The organism is Bacillus sp. ISL-34 (genome assembly GCF_018613325.1).
Lineage (GTDB): Bacteria > Bacillota > Bacilli > Bacillales > DSM-1321 > Peribacillus.
This window is the reverse complement of record NZ_JAGGQJ010000004.1, coordinates 445,385-460,388: the sequence shown is the minus strand read 5'-3', so window position 1 is coordinate 460,388 and position 15,004 is coordinate 445,385. Positions and strand designations below refer to the sequence as shown.

Below are 15,004 nucleotides of genomic sequence, written 5' to 3'. Positions count from 1 at the left end.
GATAGTGTGTGCTCACTTAAATTTAACGTTGGCGCTTTGTTTTGTTCAGTTTTCAAAGAGCAATTTCTTGTCGTTTCCCTCAGAAGCGACCTCTATAATGTAACACATTCTGTCACGTTTCGTCAACAACTTTTTCAAAATACTTTTCAACAACTTGTTAGCTGTTTAAGTTGCTGTCTTAGCGACAAGAAATAATATACCATGTACTAAAAATGTTTGCAATATGTTTTTTAAAACTTTTTCAAAAAAAACATTTTCACCTATTTCCTTCTATATATTCTTTACATCAACACACCCTTTTCCCTGCTTTCCGGGCCAAGCACATGTTTTATGAATAAACGAAGCATATTTCCAAAGAAACACAAATAGTCATATATAGATATCTTTTTTCCCATGAGGTGAAGCAATGAATCTGCCATTAATCGGATTACTCATTTCTTACAGTATGGCCCTTTTCTTATTCAGCACCGCTTATTATGAAGCCATCAAGTTCAGCAGAGAGAAAGGCAAAGTGAATGGTACGACGTTTTTATTCAGCTTAACTTTCGCTATGGTTTTCACACGGATAACCTATTTGTTTCACCCCTATTAAATAAAAGCAGTAAGTCGGGAGACTTACTGCTTTTATACGGAAACTTGCGCTTCTTCATGTACCTTGCTTTTCTTTTCATCCTTTAAGAACATCATCAAACCACCCAATATGATGGTGCCTCCCAGGACCTGCGTCCAGAGTATCGGTTCATCTAATATGAAGTAAGCCAGAATTGTCGCTCCCACCGGTTCAAGTAAGATTCCCATCGAAAGCGTCGAAGTGCTTAACCACTTTAGTGACCAATTGAATAAAGAATGCCCTAATAAAGTCGGGAAAATGGCAAGCAAAACGAAATAGATCCAATCGGAAGCAGGATAAGGCGCCAATGGTTCTCCCTTGAAGATCACATAGAAAAACAATGCTAAAGCACTGATTGCATACACGACAAATGTGTATGTTATAGAAGAGATGCGTTTTCGAACATTTTGACCAAACAGTAAATAACCGGTTACCAGCGCACATGCGATAAGCGATAGAATATCACCCCAAAGCGCCATACCGCTGATTCTAAAATCGCCCCAGCTAATGACAAGGCTGCCTGCTATCGCAATAACGCCGCTCAATATCGCCTTCATTGAAAATCTTTCTTTAAAAAACAGGTAGGCTCCGGCAAAAGCGAATAAAGGCTGAAGTGTGACAAGCACAGTTGAACTCGCGACCGATGTGTAATTAAGCGATTCAAACCATAAAATAAAATGAAAAGCCAAAAACACTCCTGCCGCAATCGAATACAGCCAATCCTTTTTTTCAATGAATTTAAGTTCGTGACGGTATTTCACCAAGAAAACCGGCAACATAAGTAGGACGGTAAATAATAAACGATAAAAGGCGATAACCCCCGATGGAGCGGTCGCCAATTTAACAAGGATGGCCGAAAACGATACGGATGCCACACCGATTGCCAACGCTACATAGGGATTGACTTTTGGCATTTGCACTTAAATTCCTCCTTTCAAACGATTACATTTCATTGAACTCTATTCTACTATGTTAAAATCATTAGGATAGTTTTTTTTGAAAAACGGGTATATGGCAACAGACGACCTTATTCTTCGATAATAACTCGGAAGTGGTGAAACAAAATGGAATGGACATTCGACCCTCAATCGGAACTGCAAATCCTTATCAAATTGGGGATTTCAGCTCTCCTTGGACTAATTATCGGACTCGAGCGAGAAATGAAACGAAAACCCGTAGGATTAAAAACAAGCCTGGTCATTTCAATCGTCAGCTGTTTATTAACGATCGTTTCCATGGAATCCGCTTATAAGTTCCCGGGGAGCGATGACGTAAATATCACAATGGACCCCTTGCGTCTAGCGGCACAGATCGTGTCTGGCGTAGGCTTTATCGGTGCAGGCGTCATTCTCCGGCGGGACAACAACAGCATATCCGGTTTAACGACAGCCGCCATCATCTGGGGAGCTGCGGGGATCGGAATCGCCGTTGGAGCTGGATTTTTCCTCGAGGCCATAGCTGGCGTCATCCTATTGATCATAAGTGTCGAATTGGTGCCCGCAATCGTCACCTGGCTCGGACCGATGAAGTTACGGCAAAAAGAAATCTTTCTGCAGCTGGTCGTACAAAATAAAGATGACATTGCCGTCGTACTGAAAAAAATCAAAGACGAAAAAATATTCATCAAAAACCTTAGAATCAAAGATGTCGCAAATGACAACCACCTTTTGACACTTAAAGTTCTGGTAGACCATAAAGTTAGAACATCGGAAGTGTATTACACCGTCTCCAATCTTAAGGAGATTGAAAGGGTAGAGATCGAAAATGCATGATAAAAAAACCGTTTGACTACCCTCAAACGGTTTTTTTATCATTTTTGCAAAAATCTCATATTTTATATTGACTTTTCACCAAAATCCGATAAAATAATTATTGTACCTCAATTCGGGGCATTAGCTCAGCTGGGAGAGCGCTACGCTGGCAGCGTAGAGGTCAGCGGTTCGATCCCGCTATGCTCCATATCCGAAAACCCTTGCGTTGCAAGGGTTTTTTTCTTTGGCTTAAAAAATAAAAATTGGGCAGTTCCTTTCAAGAATTAAAACTTCATGGTGATCATTTGAATCATCACAATTTACATATACACATTTTAGATTGTGTGCTTCAGCAGTGGGCTTTATCTACGGTGCTTAACATTTCCGAAAGTTTGAAAGAATTTGCATCACGAGGAGTTAAGGAATCCTTTTATTAACAAAATACCTACCTCCTTTAAGGAAGCAGGTACATTCAAATTTTCAAATAAAAGTTTCGAAATAGATAGGTTTAAATGTTAACCATTCCAATGATTAATTAAATAACTAACAGTCCTTTTAGGGCAATCTATGAAAAACAGATGCGATAAGCTGTCCTAGTCTTCGAATTCCCTCGATTATTTCTTTCTCATTGGCATAACTGAACGAAAGCCGGAGAAACTCGGTTCCTTCGTTTTGATCCAAGAAAAAGTATTTCCCTGGAACATATGAAACACCCTCAGCCAGAGCCTGTGATAATAAATGCGACGTATCCACACCTGGAATTCTCACCCATACAAAGTAACCACCATCTGGTACATACCATGAAACGGATTCTGGAAGAAATTGTTCCATCGAACGGATTAACGCAGTACATTTAGAACGATACACATCTTTTAGAAGGTCGAGCCGTTTCTCGAAATCGGCGTTTTCTAAGTATACAGCCATTGAACTTTGAGCAAATGGATGGTCTAAATCTTTTTTAAACCACTTTAAAGCCTTGATGAATTCACTTTCTCCCGCTATCCATCCAATCCGCATTCCTGGCGCAACAACCTTGGATAATGACCCAACGTGGAGGACCCGCCCGCGTTCATCAATAGATTTTATTGGCACCGGATTTTTATCGAAGGATAATTCTCCGTATGCATCATCCTCTAGAATAAGGAAATCAAACTCGACGGCAAGCTCCAATAGATGCCTCCGGCGCTCAATTGTCATAGTCGTCCCAGTTGGATTTTGAAAGCTTGGGATAGTATAAAGAAAACGCGGGAGGGTTAGACCTGTACGTTTCCTTTCATCCAGCATTTCTTTTAATCGGTATGTTTGGAGCCCCTGTTCATCTATAGGTATACTAACAATCTGCTTCGTATAGTTTTGAAAAATCTCTAAAGCCTCCATATAGGTGGGAGACTCTACCGCTACAACCGCTTTATCATCAAGAAGAATGCGGGCAATAAGATCAATCCCCTGGCAGGCTCCTGATGTAATCAAAAGCTGTTCAATCCAAAATGCGAATCCCGCGCTCTGCCATTCTTTTCTGTATTTGCTGCTTTAGTTTTGCAATTCGTGGACTTCCAAGATAATGGAGCGGCAAATCCTGCTCCTCATCAAGAAGTCTGGCTACCGCTGCCTTGAGCTCCTCAGCAGGAACGAGTGCAGGATCAGGATAGCCTGAACTCAAGCGAATACAACCATCCGGCAGATCTGGCATCCATGCACCGGGCGGATCATTCTTAAGTGCCGCTTTAATGTTTTCAGAAAAAAAAGAGTCAACATTCACTTCAACCATACACCTTTCCTTCAATCGAGCATTGAGTGATTCTCATATTTTTTGTAGATAGCTGCTTTTTTTAGTGACCAATCATAAATTTCTATCCGTTTAGCCTTTGACCCCTTCTGCTTTAATGTATAAGGTGGACTGACTTATTGGTTATGAAGAATTACCATATTCACTTCTTCATCATCGCACTATCCATACATAACTGGTCCAATTGTTACCTTCAAACAAAAATTCCCTTTCTTATCATGTTTGTGTATAATTTCAATATTCAGATTACTCATGTATTATAACATTTTTCGCTAATCATTGATGCACGGAGGAAGAAAATCATAGCACATTCATAAAATTTTCCAAGGGTAAAAAATATGCCGGGAGTATGCAAAAATTAACGACGCTATTTTAAGCAACTCATCATTGGATCGTATTTTCTTAATAATTGCCTTTGCGAATTCTTCTTCACCATTATCTCCGCTAATTCTTTAAATTTCTTATTCTATAGTGAATAGTCTGCCTGTTAGTATTAAAATCCTCCGCAACCTTACACATATTGTTTAAACATCCTAACGCTTACTTTGTCCGTGATACCAAATATTTGTGAAACTATGCGTATATTTTTGTGAAAGTTGGACGAGACTGCTAGTAAAATTCTAGGAGGTTATCAAAATGTTTAGATTCGGGAAAAGAAAGCCGCGGAGCAAGGTCGGTAAACTAATCGATAAGCACGGATATACACAAGAGGAGTTTGTAAGTGCGTCCGGAATCTCACGCAATACGATAAGCAGAGTTTGCAGTGATCCTAAGTATGTGCCGTCAGCCGGGGTTTTAAAGAAAATCATGAAGGCGGTTCGAAGTATAGATGCTGATGCAAAGGCAGATGATTATTTTGATTTATGAACGAATAAAAAGCCCAAGCCCCCGAAGATCAGGACTTTGTCTTATTCCGGTTATCTTGCGTTACTGCTTCGGAAGGTACCCAGCCAACATCGCCAGTTTTTGTTAATTTAATCTGGGGCTGTGTACCTCTCGTTCGATATCATCGTGATAAGCATTCCTTCTTCTACAAGAACGGCTTTAGGTAAGCATCGCCATTTGCTCCGCTTGATTATTGGCGCAAACATATTTGGTGATTTCTTCAAGATTACCTTCATCCTTACCTACTCCAAGAATGCCATTAGTAGCAGCCTAGCCTTTATCTCCTTCTTTAAGCGTATCAGTCGTTGTTTCCTGGCCTCTCATCGGAAAACATAAACAAAGATTTAAACATTTGAATTTTTCATGCGAGTAAGCTTTATTATTAAAAAATGATCTACTGTATCTACCAGTAAATCGCCATCCTAATTGTAAAAAAACAACCTTTATTTTAATTTTTGAAGTTCACTCATGTACTGACCTGCTTTATCAGGATAAACAATACCTTTTTCAGTCACAAAGGCTGTTACAAGTGAATAGGGCGTAATATCAAATGCAGGGTTATATACTTTAATACCCTGCGGGGCAATCCGTTTTCCCAATCCAAAAATAACTTCATCTTCCGAACGTTCTTCTATCTGAATATCTTTTCCGGTTGGTGTATTTAAATCAATGGACGATAACGGAGCTGCCACATAAAATGGCAGTCCATGTGCTTTCGCTAAGATGGCTAGAGTATAGGTTCCAATTTTATTAGCAACATCCCCATTGGCAGCCACCCGATCCGTTCCAACAATAACAGCCTGTACTGAATGATTTGCCATAACCACCGCACCCATATTATCACAAATAAGGGTGACATCAATGCCTGCCTTTTGCAATTCCCATGCAGTAAGACGTGCGCCTTGCAGAACTGGACGAGTTTCATTGGCAAATATTTTTAGATTCCACCCTCGTTCTTTTGCGATATAAAAAGGAGCTGTTGCGGTTCCATACATCGCAGTTGCCAAACTACCCGCATTACAATGAGTAAGAATACCCATACCGTCTTGAAATAAGCGAATAGCATGTTCACCAATTTCCCGACATATTTTTTCATCATCTTTTTGGATTCCTAAGGCCTCTTCAAGAAGAGTTTTCTTAATGAAATCTACATTCCTTCCTTGTTTCTGTCCTTGATAAGCTCTCTCTTTTAATCGTTTTAATGCCCAGAACAAGTTAACAGCCGTTGGCCGTGCTGTTGCTAAATAGTCTGATTTTTTTTCTAAATCTGTAATAAAGGCGCTCACATTTCCTTCTTGGCTGTATTGAACTCCCAAATAGAGTCCATAGGCGGCTGCCATCCCAATAGCAGGGGCACCACGTACTTTAAGATATCGAATCGCTTCCCAAACCTCTTCTATAGTAAACAAGGATAGAAACACCGTTTTTTCCGGAAGGACCGTTTGATCCAGTAAAATTAATTGATCATTTTTCCATTGAATGGATTGAATAAACTTACTAATCCTGATTCACCTCCCGATTTCTAATTTTACTGATTAAAGATGTTAGGTCGCTAATATTCCCGGCAGTTTCCCGTTCCAATACCAGCTGTTGCCCAATGACGAGGGCTAACCTTTCTCCTTTTGCTCTTAATTCGGAATCATCTATGCTTTCCAAATCAGGAACATGAGCTAAACCTACCACTCTACGCATCATTTCACACCCCGCGTATCCAAAGGAATCCTGAAGCAAACGCAGCAAATAATCATCTTCATATCCCTGTATGGACACATAAGAAACGCTTGCTTTTTCCTTCCACAAAGTTCTAAATTCTTCTTCAAAGATTGTCCAAATTTTCTCTACTGTATTTAATAAATAATCCTGGTATTCAATCCGTTCCCTTTGAATGAGAGTATGTCCTTCATGAGAGCAATAGTTGAGTAACAGATTAGCAATCACAGCTCCAATGTCAAAACCCATCGGTCCATAAAAGGCGAACTCTGGATCAATCACTTTCGTGTCCTTTTCCGTGACCATAATGCTGCCTGTATGAAAATCTCCATGGATAAGTGCTTGAGTACGAGTGAGGAATCCTTCCTTTAACTTCGTGATTTCAAGTTTAAGCCGGTCATGACCCCAAATTTCTTCTACTACTGCCTTAATTAGCGGGTTAAATCGATTCGTCTTTGCATCGTAATATGGATCAGTAAACACAAGATCTTCTGTAATTTTGCACATTTCAGGATTTATAAACTGCATTACTTTCTGCTTTTTACATTCAGGATCCAACGCTAAATCGGAAGTTAAAAACAGAGTTCTAGCTAGAAAAGCACCAATGTGTTTTGCAAAATATGGATAACGATTACGGGCAATTAGGCCTTTACGCATAATGATATGTGTAGATAAGTCCTCCATGACAGTTAACGCCAATTCTTTATCATAATGATAAACTTGTGGAACTGAACCAGGACAAATTTCATTTTGCATCATTAATGCTTCACTCTCAATACGTGCCCTGTCTAATGTTAATGGCCAAGACTCCCCAACTACGCGCGCATAAGGAAGTGCTTGTTTTATAATTACACTTTTTTCCGATGAATCTTGTACCGTTATACGGAATACTAAATTTAGATTCCCATCCCCCATTTCCTTGCAAATTAGTTGAGCATTCTCCGAAAATAAACCCGGAATCTTTTTAATATATTGCATGGTTTCTAACTCACTAAGTACATGATAATTTAAATTTGTCATTAATCTCCTCTTCCCTTCAAAAAGCTCTTTTCCTGAGTAAATTCAACTAGGGTGAGCAACAACACTATAATAAGTAAGTTAAACAATTGTTTTTTTGAATTTACTCACTAAAAGGGTTATGTCATCATATGTTGTTTTTAAGAGAGAGGTGATTAATTATTCAAAATATCTCTACATTAGTCGGAAAAGTGAATGGGTTTATTAATGCGGGGTATGATGTTATTAATCTTGGACAAGGCATCCCTGACCTTCTCACAAGAAAGTGTTCGAGAGCTTGTGGATACTTACGAATTACGACGTAATGCCTTTTTTGAAGAACTAAAAAAAATTCAATCGGCATGCTCCGGCTCCTAAAGGATCCTGATTTGCCTGGCTGCCAGTTCCAAAGGGATATGCATCAAGCCATTTTTCTGATTCGTTATTGGAGTTGCCGTGGCTCCGGGAATTGTTTTGATAAGCATGGAGAGGCATATGTTCGAATAGGGTTTCTTGCCGAAGAGGAACGAATTCGGGAGGGCAGCGCAGCGGATTTCTAAATTATCTACCTTTTAAATACAACTTTAAATTCAGGAGGTGTAATGTTTATGACAACCGACCAAGAGTATGTTATTGCTACCTATTTAGTACATGGTAATCTTAACTTTCACAAAAAAGCACAAGAAATTGCTGTAGGACTTACTGTGGGCACTTGGACAGATCTCCCTATGGCAAGAAAAGAACAAATGATACCTCATTTAGGGAAAGTAATTGATGTAAAAGTGCTGAATCATCATTCAAATGATATACCTAAGGCTCTATTAATAATCGGTTACCCGCTGGTTAATATGAATCCGGATATTCCTTCCATCCTCACCACAGTGTTTGGTAAATTATCAATGGACGGTAAGATTAAGTTAATTGATTTGCACTTACCGGATTCCCTTCTCTTGAAATTTCCAGGCCCGCGTTTTGGAATAGATGGAATAAGAAGTCTGCTGGGAGTTCACGACCGTCCATTGCTAATGAGTATCTTCAAACAATGTATCGGCCTTCCACTCCGTGAACTAGAAATAGAATACCAAAACCAAATCGAAGGACAAGTTGATCTTGTAAAAGATGACGAGATTTTCTTCCGGGATGATTATGCACCCGTTTTGAAACGAATAAGTGCTTTTGAGAAACGTAACCAATACCAAAAAGAAAAAAACGGAAAAAAAGTACTTTATGCAGTTAACCTAACCGGACCGGTTACTCAACTAGTTGAACAAGCAAAACATTTATGTAACGCAGGAGCAACTTGCTTGTTGCTGAATGTGGCTCCATATGGATTTGATATCCTTCACCGAATATCTGCAGATCCTGATATAAACATCCCCATTATAGCTCACCCTGCATTTACAGGTTCATTTTATCCATCCCCTTACTATGGTCTTTCCGCTCCTTTGCTTCTAGGTAAATTAATGCGTTTATCAGGTGCCGACATTGTTCTCTATCCCTCTCCTTACGGTTCTGTAGCGATGCCTAAAAATGAATCTTTCAATGTAGCAAAAGAACTAAGATGCCCAAACAACATCCATAACCCAGCTTTTCCAACACCTTCTGCAGGAATTCATCCTGGTCTTACTCCAACACTATACCGCGATCTTGGTAAAGATTTCATTATCAATGCCGGTGGAGGAATTCACGGGCACCCTCAGGGCACTACAGCCGGAGGAATAGCATTTAACGATGCCATTCAAGCAGTCGTTTCAGGTCTTTCACTGAAGGAAGCAGCAGAAGATTCTCCTGCACTTCGTTCGGCTCTTAAAAAATGGGGTGCATTATAATAGTGGGTTCTTTCAAAAAAATTGTCATTTTTTGCGATTTTGATGGAACAATCACGAAAAATGACAACATCATCAATATTATGAAGCACTTTAATCCTCCTGGCTGGGAAAGAGTCAAGAATGATATTTTGGCTCAACGAATTAGTGTCCGAGAAGGAGTAGGACGCATGTTTTCATTATTACCTTCATCATTTCGAAAAGAAATCATTGATTATGCTATAGAACAAGCTGAGATTAGACCAGGTTTTAATGAATTTATTCAATATTGCCAGGATAACAATATCCGCCTTCTGATTACTAGTGGAGGAATTGATTTTTTCGTTCTCCCTATTTTATCGCGTTACCCTATCCCCCAAAATGATATCTATTGCAATGGCAGTGATTTTAATGACAAACAAATCAAAATCCTATGGCCCTTTTCTTGTGATTCAAACTGCAACAAAGACTGTGGAATGTGTAAACCTTCTATTCTTCGTTCGCTTTCAACTAACGATTATATGAAAGTTGTAATTGGAGATAGTATCACGGATTTGGCAATTGCCAAATTGGCTGAACTTGTTATTGCACGAGATTTTCTTTTACAAAAATGTAAAGAGCATTCTCTTCCTTATAAAGAATTTGACTCCTTTTTTGATGTGATAAAAATTTTAAACCAAATTACCAATAAGTGAGGTGAAGACCCATAACTAAAAATGATTTTGAAAAAATTAATCTCGAAGCAATCGAAAAGGCCTTTAAATCATTACAAACCATTAAAGGAAGCCTTTCGGAAAGAGGCTGGTTTCCAGCAACCAGCGGGAACCTGTCCATTCGTGTAAAAAACTCTTCGTTAGAGCCTGATCAGCCTATTATCGCAATAACAACTAGCGGAAAAGACAAATCGATTGATACTCCAGAAGATTTTATTTTAGTTAATTCGCATGGGAATCTTGTGTTTCCTACCAACTTAAAACCTTCTGCCGAGACCTTGATTCATACTGCCATTTATCAATTAATCCCTAATTGTGAAGCAGTTTTCCATGTCCACACTATTTACAATAATCTCATTTCAGATCTTTATGGTGATCAAGGAAAAGTTACCTTCACGAAACATGAAATCATTAAAGCATTTGATATATGGAAAGAAGATTCTTCCATAACAGTTCCAATTGTAGAAAACTATGCTTCCATTCCTAAATTAGCAGAAGAAATCGGCAGAGTTATTCAACCCGGGGTACCAGGTGTATTAATCCGCAACCATGGAATCTATGTATGGGGAGATAGTGACTTTACTGCTAAGCGTCATTTAGAGGCATTTGAATTTCTATTTGAATATCAAATTAAAATGTTTTTTCTGAAAAATTTCAAACAAACTTTATAAAATTTTCAAAAAGGAGAATTTTACTATGGCAACGATTCGAATGCGTAATACCAATAGAAGATTAAAACAAGAACAAGAGGTTAAAAGATTTTTGGATGAACAAGGAGTCCTTTACGAACATTGGGATATGAAAAAATTACCCGAGCATCTTTGTGATGAATTTATACTTTCTGACGAGAAAAAAGAAGAAATCCTTAACGTCTTTGATGCGGAAATTAGATCCCTTGCAAATCGACGCGGCTATAAAGAATGGGATATTGTTGCATTATCCGATGCCACTCCTAATTTAGACGAGCTTCTAAAGAAATTTGAACAGGTACATGTTCATACCGAAGATGAAGTTCGTGCCATCACTGCAGGAAATGGCATCTTTACTATCAAGGGTGACTCTGGTTATTTCGACGTAGAATTATCTGCTGGAGATGTGATTTCTGTTCCCGTCAACATCCCCCACTTCTTTACTTTATTGGAAAACCGTCAAGTAGTGGCCGTTCGTTTGTTTATTGATGCTTCAGGCTGGGTTGCCCACCATTATGATGATCCGGACTTCAAGTCGGAATAGAAACTGGTCTATCGTTTAATCTAAAAGCCAATGATTCATGATGGGATCTTAAACAACAGAGGCCAACGGTAATACTTATAAACCTTGTGCAGCAAGGTTTTTTTCTTGTTCTTTGAACACATGAAAATCCCCCGCCTTCCATTAGAAGCGGGGGATTTTCATCATTTTCGGATAATATGCTTATAGCTTGCGGTTCTTTTGTCCCTTTTAGACAAACCCTGCAGGGATTTCTATAAATAGGGCTTGTTATCGATTAAGGACAAAGGGTTATGTATTCCGCTTCAGCTATTTTCGACTAACCATTTTCTTTATGAACTGAACCACAGGTGACACAATGGATTCATGTACATTCGTAAGGGCATAACCGATCAGCCCCATGATTATCAGGGCCATTATTAATCCTATTATCAATCCTGATGTTTCTCTGAGTTCTTCAAGTACAGCATCCATTCCTTATCCTCCCCGGCTTCCGATGCGTCTTATATTACGATTTTTCACCCATTTTACTTCTGAAAGCTTCATTAATCGTTTTTTCTTCATACATTGCAACCATTCCGTTAAATAAGGTTCATTATAACGCATTGGATGATTATGGTCGAGCTGCCACTTTTACTCGTATTCATTGTTGTCTTTTACATCATCGCTGCCTGAAAAAGTCTTTATTTCTAGCGTTTCTCTTTAAGTTAAAATATAAACCTTCGCTTCATCCGATCTCACAAGAAAAAATGTAAACCTTTTCATTTGTCCAAAACCGACAAATAAAAGACAGAATTATTGTTTTTTAAGAACATTGAGAATATTGTCGAAAAATCGTAAGCTTAATTTATTGAAATACATCTTCTTAGGGGGTGCGCTTTATATGGAAGCCATTACAAGGGACTTTTTCCTATTTTTATCTAAAAATAATCTGCTTAATAATATTGCTAAAAAAAGCGGAGGAAGTTTTGCTGCTGGAAAGATCATTGGGGGAACTGATTTCCAAAGTTCCATTAAATTCATTAAACAACTTAATAATAGCGGCTTGTCGGTTACAGTCGACCATCTTGGGGAATTCGTTGATTCTAAGGAAGTGACTCAGGAACGGACGGCAGAATGCATCGAAACCATCGAAATGATCAGCAGGGAAAAACTTGATTCACAGGTTTCTCTGAAGATGACTTCTTTGGGACTTGATATCGATCATAAACTCGTCATAGAGAACATGACGAAAATTCTTGATACAGCCGAAAAACATAAAGTCATGGTCACGATCGATATGGAAGATGAAGTTCGCTGTCAGGCAACAATCGATATCTTTAGACATTTCAAAGAAAAATACAGCTGCATAAGTACTGTTCTACAAGCATATTTATTCCGCACAGAGAAAGATTTGGAGGACCTTGCCCAATATAAGCCATTCCTGCGTCTCGTAAAGGGTGCCTACAAGGAATCTCCCGAGGTGGCTTTTCCCGAAAAGAATGATGTAGATGAAAACTATAAAAAGTTGATTAAGCAAAGTCTTCTTAACGGAAATTATACGGCCATTGCCTCACATGATGACAATATCATCGAATATACAAAAGAGCTGGCTAAGAAGTTTGACATCCCAAATACACAATTCGAATTTCAAATGCTTTATGGCATGAGAAACAAAACTCAATACGAATTGGTCAAGCAAGGTTACAAAATGCGCGTCTATGTACCATATGGTCTGGATTGGTATGGATACTTCATGAGAAGGCTTGCAGAAAGGCCATCCAATATTGCCTTTGCCTTCAAAGGGATGGTCAGAAGCTAAATATACATTCAACATTATTAATTGCTACAAAAAATCTATTAAAAGGTGTGATTATCAATGATTTCATATAAACACGAACCATTTGTTGATTTTACAAACGAGGAAAACAAAAAAGCATATCAGGAAGCACTTCAAACTGTTGAGGGCTACTTAGGGCAAGACTACCCGCTTTATATCGGGGCAGAGAAAGTGACGACGGATGAGAAAATCGTTTCATATAACCCTGCAGATAAGCAAGAGGTCATCGGCCGAGTATCGAAAGCGAACAGGGATCATGCTGAAAAAGCCATGCAGGAAGCTGTTACCGCTTTTGAAAGCTGGAAAAAAGTGAAGCCGGAAATCCGTGCTGACGTTTTGTTCAAAGCGGCTGCCATCATTCGCAGACGCAAGCATGAATTCTCTGCGTTATTGACGAAAGAAGCGGGAAAACCTTGGAATGAGGCTGATGCGGATACAGCGGAAGCGATCGATTTCCTTGAATTCTATGCCCGTCAAATGCTGACGCTTAAAGATGGTGTGCCTGTTCAAAGCCGTCCGGGAGAATTTAACCGCTATGATTACATTCCATTAGGAGTAGGCATCATCATTTCTCCTTGGAACTTCCCATTTGCAATCATGGCAGGTACAGCTGTTGCCGCTATCGTCACTGGTAACACAATCCTGTTGAAACCAGCTTCGACTACTCCTATCGTTGCTGCGAAATTCGTTGAAGTGATGCTTGAAGCCGGTCTTCCAGCAGGTGTGTTGAATTTCGTTCCAGGAAGCGGAGCCGAGGTGGGCGACTACCTGGTTGATCATCCTAAAACACGTTTCATTTCCTTCACAGGTTCACGTGATGTAGGTCTGCGCATTTACAAACGTGCTTCAGAAGTGAACGAAGGCCAAATTTGGCTGAAACGCGTCATTGCTGAAATGGGCGGAAAAGATACGATCGTCGTCGACAAAGAGGCAGATCTTGAATTGGCCGCTCAATCGATCGTGAAATCTGCATTTGGCTTCTCGGGACAAAAATGTTCTGCTTGTTCCCGTGCTGTCATCGTAGAAGATGTATACGATCAAGTTTTAGATCGCGCTGTTGAATTAACAAAACAACTTACAGTTGGTAATCCTGTAGAAAATCATTTCATGGGACCAGTTATCGATCAAGCGGCTTTTGACAAAATCATGAGCTATATTGAAATCGGGAACCAAGAAGGACGCATTCTGACTGGAGGAGAAGGAGATAGCTCTAAAGGCTACTTCGTTCAACCGACAATCGTTGCTGATGTCGATCCGCAAGCCCGCTTGATGCAAGAAGAAATCTTCGGACCAGTCGTTGCCTTCACTAAAGCGAAGGACTTTAACGAAGCTCTTGAGATTGCCAATAACACTGAATATGGTTTGACTGGGGCTGTCATTACGACAAACCGCCTTAACATGGAAAAAGCACGCGAAGAATTCCATGTGGGGAACTTGTATTTCAACCGCGGCTGTACTGGTGCAATCGTAGGTTATCAGCCATTCGGAGGGTTCAACATGTCAGGAACCGATTCCAAGGCAGGCGGACCGGACTACTTGCAGCTTCATATGCAAGCCAAAACAACATCCGAAACGTTCTGATAATGAAGATGATTTGAAACCCCTATGGTTTTCGTATCTTCCATTCTGGATACGGAAACCAAAATGAGGTTAAATGGAGGAAGTGACAAATAGGTTGCTTCCTCTTTTAAAACAAAAAATTATAAATTTCAACCTGAAG

The 15,004-nt window shown here is 39.5% G+C and carries 14 protein-coding genes, 1 tRNA gene and 1 pseudogene; 10 read left to right on the top strand and 6 right to left on the bottom strand.

All coding sequences use genetic code 11. From position 1 onward, the window contains the following. Positions 1–406: 406 nt before the first annotated feature. Entirely contained in the window at positions 407–592 is a 186-nt protein-coding gene (locus J7E52_RS06060; RefSeq protein ID WP_214744104.1) for a hypothetical protein, read from the top strand. 32 nt (positions 593–624) lie between these two features. On the opposite strand, the gene J7E52_RS06055 is transcribed toward J7E52_RS06060, so the two are convergent. Next, positions 625–1,524: a DMT family transporter gene (locus J7E52_RS06055; RefSeq protein ID WP_286197492.1), complete on the bottom strand. Its 900-nt coding sequence runs from the start codon at positions 1,522–1,524 to the stop codon at positions 625–627. Between the two features lie 150 nt (positions 1,525–1,674). On the opposite strand from J7E52_RS06055, the gene J7E52_RS06050 reads away from it, so the two are divergent. Next, complete coding sequence (locus J7E52_RS06050; protein ID WP_101223535.1) at positions 1,675–2,382, top strand: MgtC/SapB family protein; 708 nt, start codon at positions 1,675–1,677, stop codon at positions 2,380–2,382. Between the two features lie 114 nt (positions 2,383–2,496). Next, positions 2,497–2,569 (top strand) — tRNA-Ala (locus J7E52_RS06045). Positions 2,570–2,916: 347 nt separating this feature from the next. Here J7E52_RS06045 and J7E52_RS06040 read toward each other — a convergent pair. Continuing rightward, positions 2,917–4,120 (bottom strand): annotated as a pseudogene (locus J7E52_RS06040) (aminotransferase-like domain-containing protein). A gap of 663 nt (positions 4,121–4,783) precedes the next feature. Between J7E52_RS06040 and J7E52_RS06035 the strand changes: the two are divergent. Continuing rightward, positions 4,784–5,014, top strand: coding sequence for a helix-turn-helix domain-containing protein (locus J7E52_RS06035; RefSeq protein ID WP_214744102.1), 231 nt, complete (start codon positions 4,784–4,786; stop codon positions 5,012–5,014). Positions 5,015–5,121: 107 nt separating this feature from the next. On the opposite strand, the gene J7E52_RS06030 is transcribed toward J7E52_RS06035, so the two are convergent. From J7E52_RS06030 to mtnK, 3 genes are all read right to left on the bottom strand, one after another. After that, positions 5,122–5,268 (bottom strand): hypothetical protein, encoded by a 147-nt coding sequence (locus J7E52_RS06030; RefSeq protein ID WP_214744101.1) that lies wholly within the window; start codon positions 5,266–5,268, stop codon positions 5,122–5,124. A 207-nt stretch (positions 5,269–5,475) separates the two neighbouring features. Then, the gene (gene mtnA / locus J7E52_RS06025; RefSeq protein ID WP_214744144.1) at positions 5,476–6,540 is read right to left on the bottom strand and encodes an S-methyl-5-thioribose-1-phosphate isomerase; all 1,065 of its coding nucleotides are present in this window, start codon (positions 6,538–6,540) and stop codon (positions 5,476–5,478) included. Beyond that, positions 6,530–7,762 (bottom strand): S-methyl-5-thioribose kinase, encoded by a 1,233-nt coding sequence (gene mtnK / locus J7E52_RS06020; RefSeq protein ID WP_214744100.1) that lies wholly within the window; start codon positions 7,760–7,762, stop codon positions 6,530–6,532. Before mtnK ends, mtnA begins: the two co-directional genes overlap by 11 nt. Positions 7,763–8,346: 584 nt before the next feature. Here mtnK and J7E52_RS06015 point away from each other — a divergent pair. From J7E52_RS06015 to J7E52_RS06000, 4 genes are read left to right on the top strand one after another with little or no spacing between them, the layout of a single operon-like run. Then, the gene (locus J7E52_RS06015) at positions 8,347–9,567 is read left to right on the top strand and encodes a 2,3-diketo-5-methylthiopentyl-1-phosphate enolase (RefSeq protein ID WP_214744099.1); all 1,221 of its coding nucleotides are present in this window, start codon (positions 8,347–8,349) and stop codon (positions 9,565–9,567) included. Beyond that, positions 9,552–10,238 (top strand): 2-hydroxy-3-keto-5-methylthiopentenyl-1-phosphate phosphatase, encoded by a 687-nt coding sequence (locus J7E52_RS06010; protein ID WP_214744098.1) that lies wholly within the window; start codon positions 9,552–9,554, stop codon positions 10,236–10,238. Before J7E52_RS06015 ends, J7E52_RS06010 begins: the two co-directional genes overlap by 16 nt. Before the next feature lie 11 nt (positions 10,239–10,249). After that, a complete protein-coding gene (locus J7E52_RS06005; RefSeq protein WP_309476858.1) occupies positions 10,250–10,927 on the top strand; it encodes a methylthioribulose 1-phosphate dehydratase in 678 nt (225 codons plus the stop codon). Positions 10,928–10,952: 25 nt separating this feature from the next. Then, the gene (locus J7E52_RS06000; protein ID WP_214744097.1) at positions 10,953–11,489 is read left to right on the top strand and encodes a cupin domain-containing protein; all 537 of its coding nucleotides are present in this window, start codon (positions 10,953–10,955) and stop codon (positions 11,487–11,489) included. A gap of 285 nt (positions 11,490–11,774) precedes the next feature. Here the strand turns inward: J7E52_RS06000 and J7E52_RS05995 are convergent, their stop codons facing one another. Then, on the bottom strand, positions 11,775–11,939 hold the full coding sequence (locus tag J7E52_RS05995; RefSeq protein WP_214744096.1) for a hypothetical protein: 165 nt from the start codon (positions 11,937–11,939) through the stop codon (positions 11,775–11,777). Between the two features lie 409 nt (positions 11,940–12,348). On the opposite strand from J7E52_RS05995, the gene J7E52_RS05990 reads away from it, so the two are divergent. Beyond that, positions 12,349–13,266 (top strand): proline dehydrogenase family protein, encoded by a 918-nt coding sequence (locus J7E52_RS05990; RefSeq protein ID WP_214744095.1) that lies wholly within the window; start codon positions 12,349–12,351, stop codon positions 13,264–13,266. A gap of 57 nt (positions 13,267–13,323) precedes the next feature. Continuing rightward, complete coding sequence (pruA, locus tag J7E52_RS05985; RefSeq protein ID WP_214744094.1) at positions 13,324–14,865, top strand: L-glutamate gamma-semialdehyde dehydrogenase; 1,542 nt, start codon at positions 13,324–13,326, stop codon at positions 14,863–14,865. The last annotated feature ends 139 nt before the right edge of the window (positions 14,866–15,004 follow it).

Coding starts and splice junctions, on each gene's coding strand:
- pruA (WP_214744094.1), top strand. CDS start 13,324: ATGATTTCATATAAACACGAACCATTTGTTGATTTTACAAACGAGGAA.
- J7E52_RS06060 (WP_214744104.1), top strand. CDS start 407: ATGAATCTGCCATTAATCGGATTACTCATTTCTTACAGTATGGCCCTT.
- J7E52_RS06015 (WP_214744099.1), top strand. CDS start 8,347: ATGACAACCGACCAAGAGTATGTTATTGCTACCTATTTAGTACATGGT.
- J7E52_RS06050 (WP_101223535.1), top strand. CDS start 1,675: ATGGAATGGACATTCGACCCTCAATCGGAACTGCAAATCCTTATCAAA.
- J7E52_RS06030 (WP_214744101.1), bottom strand. CDS start 5,268: ATGAAGGTAATCTTGAAGAAATCACCAAATATGTTTGCGCCAATAATC.
- J7E52_RS06000 (WP_214744097.1), top strand. CDS start 10,953: ATGGCAACGATTCGAATGCGTAATACCAATAGAAGATTAAAACAAGAA.
- J7E52_RS05995 (WP_214744096.1), bottom strand. CDS start 11,939: ATGGATGCTGTACTTGAAGAACTCAGAGAAACATCAGGATTGATAATA.
- J7E52_RS06010 (WP_214744098.1), top strand. CDS start 9,552: ATGGGGTGCATTATAATAGTGGGTTCTTTCAAAAAAATTGTCATTTTT.
- J7E52_RS06035 (WP_214744102.1), top strand. CDS start 4,784: ATGTTTAGATTCGGGAAAAGAAAGCCGCGGAGCAAGGTCGGTAAACTA.
- J7E52_RS06055 (WP_286197492.1), bottom strand. CDS start 1,524: ATGCCAAAAGTCAATCCCTATGTAGCGTTGGCAATCGGTGTGGCATCC.
- mtnK (WP_214744100.1), bottom strand. CDS start 7,762: ATGACAAATTTAAATTATCATGTACTTAGTGAGTTAGAAACCATGCAA.
- J7E52_RS05990 (WP_214744095.1), top strand. CDS start 12,349: ATGGAAGCCATTACAAGGGACTTTTTCCTATTTTTATCTAAAAATAAT.